General features: G+C 58.8%; 4 protein-coding genes and 1 tRNA gene. 2 read left to right on the top strand and 3 right to left on the bottom strand.

The window, feature by feature from the left end; genetic code table 11:
- Positions 1-359: 359 nt before the first annotated feature.
- The 3 genes from WCO56_28785 to WCO56_28775 form a co-directional block, all read right to left on the bottom strand.
- Positions 360-935 (bottom strand): hypothetical protein, encoded by a 576-nt coding sequence (locus WCO56_28785; GenBank protein MEI7733597.1) that lies wholly within the window; start codon positions 933-935, stop codon positions 360-362.
- A gap of 98 nt (positions 936-1033) precedes the next feature.
- Positions 1034-1192 (bottom strand): DUF3309 domain-containing protein, encoded by a 159-nt coding sequence (locus WCO56_28780; protein MEI7733596.1) that lies wholly within the window; start codon positions 1190-1192, stop codon positions 1034-1036.
- Positions 1193-1420: 228 nt separating this feature from the next.
- Positions 1421-1494, bottom strand: a tRNA-Gly gene (locus WCO56_28775).
- Positions 1495-1558: 64 nt separating this feature from the next.
- Between WCO56_28775 and WCO56_28770 the strand changes: the two genes are divergently transcribed.
- Together WCO56_28770 and WCO56_28765 are read left to right on the top strand one after the other, a co-directional pair.
- A complete protein-coding gene (locus WCO56_28770; GenBank protein ID MEI7733595.1) occupies positions 1559-2923 on the top strand; it encodes a dihydroorotase in 1365 nt (454 codons plus the stop codon).
- Positions 2920-4149, top strand: coding sequence for a serine hydrolase domain-containing protein (locus tag WCO56_28765; protein ID MEI7733594.1), 1230 nt, complete (start codon positions 2920-2922; stop codon positions 4147-4149). Before WCO56_28770 ends, WCO56_28765 begins: the two co-directional genes overlap by 4 nt.
- The last annotated feature ends 1141 nt before the right edge of the window (positions 4150-5290 follow it).

Genomic DNA, 5290 nt, shown 5'->3' with positions numbered 1-5290 from the left:
TTCTTATCCTCTCAGCTATCGTCGGCCACTTACACGAAAATATTTATAGCCTCGTGAGGCTGCGCGTTGGGAGCACTGAATTCCTTCCCATTGCCTTGGTTGTTTATCCCCAGCATTTACTCCGGACTTCCAAGACTCATTCTTAATTATTCCCAATTCCCACTACCATTCCTTTCCAGCCTCTCTTCGCCTTCCCATTCGCGCCTAGCAAGTCATGTCGGAAATGCAGTCCCAACCTAATTTCTAATTCCTCCTTCGCGATCTGATTGAATTCCCTCAACCTATTCGGCCTGAGCGAGTGTTTCCGGCACCATTTCTGATACTGTTCATATAATTCACTCACTCTTTCACGGCGCAGATCATTTTACCTTCGACAGCAATAGCACAAACACCTCGTGGTAGAGGTTCGCCATATCCGCACTCACGCCGGCCAGCGCACGAGCGCGTTCGGGCTGCGATTCGTTTTCGCCGGCGACCTTCGCCAGGTGCGAGGCATAACTCAGCGCCTCGGCCTGGGTTAAGAGCAGGCTCAGTTCAAATTCGCCGCCGGTTTGACTCAACAGTTCTTTCTGTTTGGTGGAAGCAATCGCTTCGCGAGTGGCGGCCTCTCCGGGGGGAAGCCGGATGTCGTCCAGGTTGATCGAAGGATCGTGCCGGGCCAATTCCTCCAAGAGTTTTGCGCCCGTGGCGGAGTTGGCGGCAATCTTCTTGACAAGGGTTTTGACATCTTCCTGTTCCCTCTTAATGAAGCGCAGCAGGCTGACATTCTTTTGGTCGTTCAGCAGTTGGTGGAGCAGGCTATAGCAATTGTTGCGCGTCGATGGCACAGCACCGGTGTCCATGGGGGGCCTGGCCTTTGGCGATTGGCAGCCGGTCACAACGCAAGCGACCGATAACATCGCCGCAAGCAGCGGGAGGATGATCTTCGTCTTCATAAAACAACCGGTGCGGGCTTATGGAAACCGGCTTCAACATGGATGACGACATCCACGCTGTTGCCCATCATGCCTTGGTCCGCCTGCTTCCCTGCCACCTATCGCTTCGAGCCGCGAAATCCGCCCATGAAATAAATGATGAGGCAGATCACTAGAATCAGGCCGAGCCCGCCACCGCCATAAACCGGGCCCCCCATGTAAAACCCGCCACCACCGAACAGAAGGAGCAGAACCACTATGAGTAATATCATATTCATGCAGGTAAGGTAACACCCGCTGGCACCTTTGCTATGGGGTCTTCACCCCATCATGAGTCGTGCGGGTCAACCCTTAGTCGTGAGACTGTCGGAAGGCACAAACGAAGTGGAATGCGAAATGAAGAGTGAAGGTTTGTACGGGTGTTTTTAACCCCCTTAAACACACCAAAACGGCACTGACAAAATTGAAAGTGTTAGCAGTAATTTATTCACCGGATTCGTTTGAAGTGGAGCGGGCGATGGGAATCGAACCCACGTGTGAAGCTTGGAAGGCTTCCGTTCTACCATTGAACTACGCCCGCAACCGGCGAATATGTTAGCTAAGTAACTTGCCTTGTCAATGCCTGACCTTGTATCATCGTGGCCATGAATTCGCTGTTGATTACCGGCGGACGTGTCCTCGACCCCGCCAGCCGTTTTGACCAAACGGCCGATGTGCTCGTTCTGGATGGCAAAATTGCGGCCGTTGGCGCGCCGTCGTCCATGAAGTTTCCCGCCGATATTCCGCGGCTGGACGCCACCGGCAAAGTGGTCTGCCCCGGTTTGATTGACCTGCATGTGCATTTGCGCGAGCCCGGCCAGTCGGCCAAGGAAACCATCGCCACCGGCACCGAGGCCGCCGCCCGCGGCGGGTTCACCTCTGTGCTGTGCATGCCGAATACCGTTCCTGCCATTGACAACGCGGCGACGGTGGCGCTGATCCATGAGAAATGCGCGCGCGAGGCCAAAGTGAATGTTTATGTTTCGGGTGCCATGTCCAAGGGCATTGCCGGGGAAGAGCTGGCCGCCATCGGCTCGCTCAAACAGGCGGGCGTGGTGGCCATCACGGATGACGGCCATTGCATCCAAAACAACGAACTGATGCGCCGGGCGATGGAGTACGCCAAAATGTTTGATCTGCCGCTGATGGATCATTGCCAGGATTATGCGCTGGTGACCGACGGCGTGGTGCATGAAGGGTATTGGAGCGCGCTGCTCGGGTTGCGCGGCTGGCCTTCGTTGGGCGAGGAAGTGATCGTCGCACGTAACATATTGCTGGCGGAGACCACCGGGGCCACCATCCATTGCCAGCATTTGAGTTCCGCCCGCAGCGTGGCGCTCCTCCGCGATGCCAAAAAACGCGGGGTGCCCATCTCCGGCGAGGCGTGCCCACATCATTTTACGCTGACGGATGCCGCCGTGGCGGGCAGCGACCATTTCTGGGCCGAAGATGGCAAGGCGCTGGCGGCAGGGCAGCCAACGCCTCTGCCGGTGTGGCCCGTTTATGACACCAATTTCAAGATGAATCCGCCCCTTGGGTCGTGGCGTGATCGCGAGGCCCTTCTGGAAGGGCTGGCGGATGGCACCATCGAGATCATCGGCAGTGATCACGCGCCGCACTGCGGGTATGAGAAGGAAGTGGAGTTTGATTACGCGCCGTTTGGCATCACCGGACTGGAAACCGAGCTGCCGCTCTCGCTCATGCAGTTGTACCACAGCAAGCGCGTTTCGTTGCTGGATCTCCTGGCCAAATTCACGGTCAACCCGGCCCGGCTGTTGCGGCTCAAGAAGGGTACGCTGGCGGTGGGGGCGGATGGCGATGTGACAGTGTTCGATCCCAACCACGAGTGGGTGTATGACCGCTCCGAAAGCGCGAGCAAATCCAAGAACAGCCCCTTCCACGGCTGGCGCCTGAAGGGCAAAGCCACTGCCACCGTGGTGGGCGGGGTGGTCGCGTGGCGGCAAGCATGAGGCGTAAATCAGACTTTGGCGTACCCAAGTTGCTGGAACGTTACCGGGCCTTGTTTTGCCTGCTAATCGTCCTTGTCGGCTTGGCGGGATGTTCCACCTCCAGCAAACGCCCGGCCGCGCCACCCGGCCCAGCGACTCAGCCGACATCCGTATTCGACCCCGCCAAACTGGCGGCGATGGATGCCGCCATTAATCAGGCCATCGCCCAAACCAACCTGCCGGGCGGCGTCTTATGGGTGGAACATCGCGGGCAGGTGTATGCCCGTGCTTATGGGCAGCGTGCCGTTGTGCCGGCGCGGGAGGCCATGACGGTGGATACGATTTTCGACGCCGCGTCGCTCACCAAGGTCCTGGCCACTACGCCGGCGATGCTGTGGCTAATCGAGCAGGGACGCGTAAATCTGGACGCACCGGTGCAAACCTATCTACCGGAATTTACCGGGCAAGGCCGGGAACCGATCACCATCCGCCATCTGATGACCCACAGTGCCGGATTGCCGCCCGGCCTTACGAGCCGGGAACGCCCGGAAGATTATGCCTCGGGCATCCGCCTGGCCCTCAAGGAGAAGCCTGCGACCCCGCCCGCCACCGCCTTTCGCTATAGCGATGTGAATTTCATCCTGTTGGGCGAAATCGTGCGGCGGGTCAGCGGACAACCCTTGAATGAGTTTGTGGCACGTCATTTTTATGAACCGTTGGGCATGCGTGATACCGGTTATCTGCCGCCAACGGAGAAGCGCGCGCGGATTGCACCCACCGAGGCGTTCGGCGGCGCGATGCTGCGTGGCACCGTCCATGATCCCACCGCGCGCCGGATGGATGGCGTGGCGGGACACGCCGGAGTGTTCACCACCGCCGCCGACCTGGCCCGCTACGCCCGGATGTTGCTGGGCGGCGGAATACTCGAGGGCGTGCGGGTGCTCAAACCGGAAACCGTGCGGTTGATGACCACCATTCAAAGTCCCGTTGCGGTCAAGGATAAGCGTGGACTGGGTTGGGACATTGATTCCCCACATGCCGGCCCGCGCGGAAAATGGTTTCCGGTGGGTTCGTATGGTCACACAGGTTGGACCGGTACCAGCGTGTGGATTGATCCCGCCTCGCAAACCATGGTGATTTTCCTGAGCAATCGCAATCATCCGGATGGCAAGGGCAACGTGGTTCCGTTGCGCGCTCAATTGGGGACGCTGGCAGCGGAGGCATTAAGGCCTGCAGACTATCGCTGACAACGGCGCATTGCCCGGTCATTCTAATTGTCAAATGGTGACGAATGATTCCAGGGAAAGATAAGCCACCGTGAAGCAACCGCCAGGTCAACTACCAGCGTGCAGGGAGTTCATTGGACGCCTTTCCGGAGGTCATGCCCCGTTCCCCTCGTGACGAGCGTTTCCCCGCGCGTCCGAATGCCCGCCGGGAGGCTGCGGGGCGGGAATTTGCGGTCTGGCACCAGTCTTTTGCGTGATTTTGGCGGAAATTTGTGCCCGCAAAAACCATTTTCCGGCTGGGGAATTTCATTTCCCGGCTGGGGTAAATGATTTCCTGGCAGGGCAAAACCAAATCCTGGCAGGGGGATTTCATTTCCTGGCGGGGGGAAACAAAATCCTGGCGGGCTAACATGATTTTCTGGCAGGGGGAAACCAAATTCTGGACCGGAAAAATGGCCCGTTAGCCGTGGAATATGATTTCCTGGCACCGGAAAATGCGGCGCTGGGCGGGGGAAATGAAATGCTGGCGCCCAGTAATACGCCACTGGCCGCGAAAAACCCCGTATAGGACGGCCAAAAATGCGCCATGGGTGGCGAAAAAATCCGGACCGCACGCGGGAAATCCGCGCCCGCCCCGCGAATTTGCCGGGCCTCCAGTGCGGAATGCGCCACCCGTTGCGCGAAAGTCCGCCGCGACGTGCGGAAACGCGCCAATGGAGCGCCCGGCGTCCGGACGGCTGGAGGTGCGGGGCAGAACTCTGCGCCGGACCCAACCCGTACCGGGCCGCAGGGAATTCTGCGGGGTGGAATCCGGCAAAGTTGCATCCCCCTTTCCCCCACGCAACCCACCCGGGCCTTCCATGCCGTTATCCTTCCAAAACAAAACCTCGATCAACCCGGCAATCCTGCAAGGATTGCGTCACCGGAGACCATGGTTGGCGCGGCAAGGGCAAACGGGGCCGCGCCTACCATGGGAATCCCGCGCACTGTGACCAGACAACCCCGTAGGCGGTTGCGGCAATTGGGCACGGCGGAAAATTGGCGGGCAGACGCATCCAAGGCCGGACGCAACCCTTTCCGGGTTGGCAAGAAAAGTTGGGGCGTTTGACCAGCAACGGTGTTAATTTTTGCAACTGTTTTCGGTGATTTTTTTATCCGTGGG

It is taken from the genome of Verrucomicrobiota bacterium, assembly GCA_037139415.1.
Lineage (GTDB): Bacteria > Verrucomicrobiota > Verrucomicrobiia > Limisphaerales > Fontisphaeraceae > JBAXGN01.
The sequence above is the reverse complement of the archived record's forward strand: the minus strand, read 5'-3'. Positions and strand labels throughout refer to the sequence as shown.

Coding starts and splice junctions, on each gene's coding strand:
- WCO56_28765 (MEI7733594.1), top strand. CDS start 2,920: ATGAGGCGTAAATCAGACTTTGGCGTACCCAAGTTGCTGGAACGTTAC.
- WCO56_28770 (MEI7733595.1), top strand. CDS start 1,559: ATGAATTCGCTGTTGATTACCGGCGGACGTGTCCTCGACCCCGCCAGC.
- WCO56_28785 (MEI7733597.1), bottom strand. CDS start 935: ATGAAGACGAAGATCATCCTCCCGCTGCTTGCGGCGATGTTATCGGTC.
- WCO56_28780 (MEI7733596.1), bottom strand. CDS start 1,192: ATGAATATGATATTACTCATAGTGGTTCTGCTCCTTCTGTTCGGTGGT.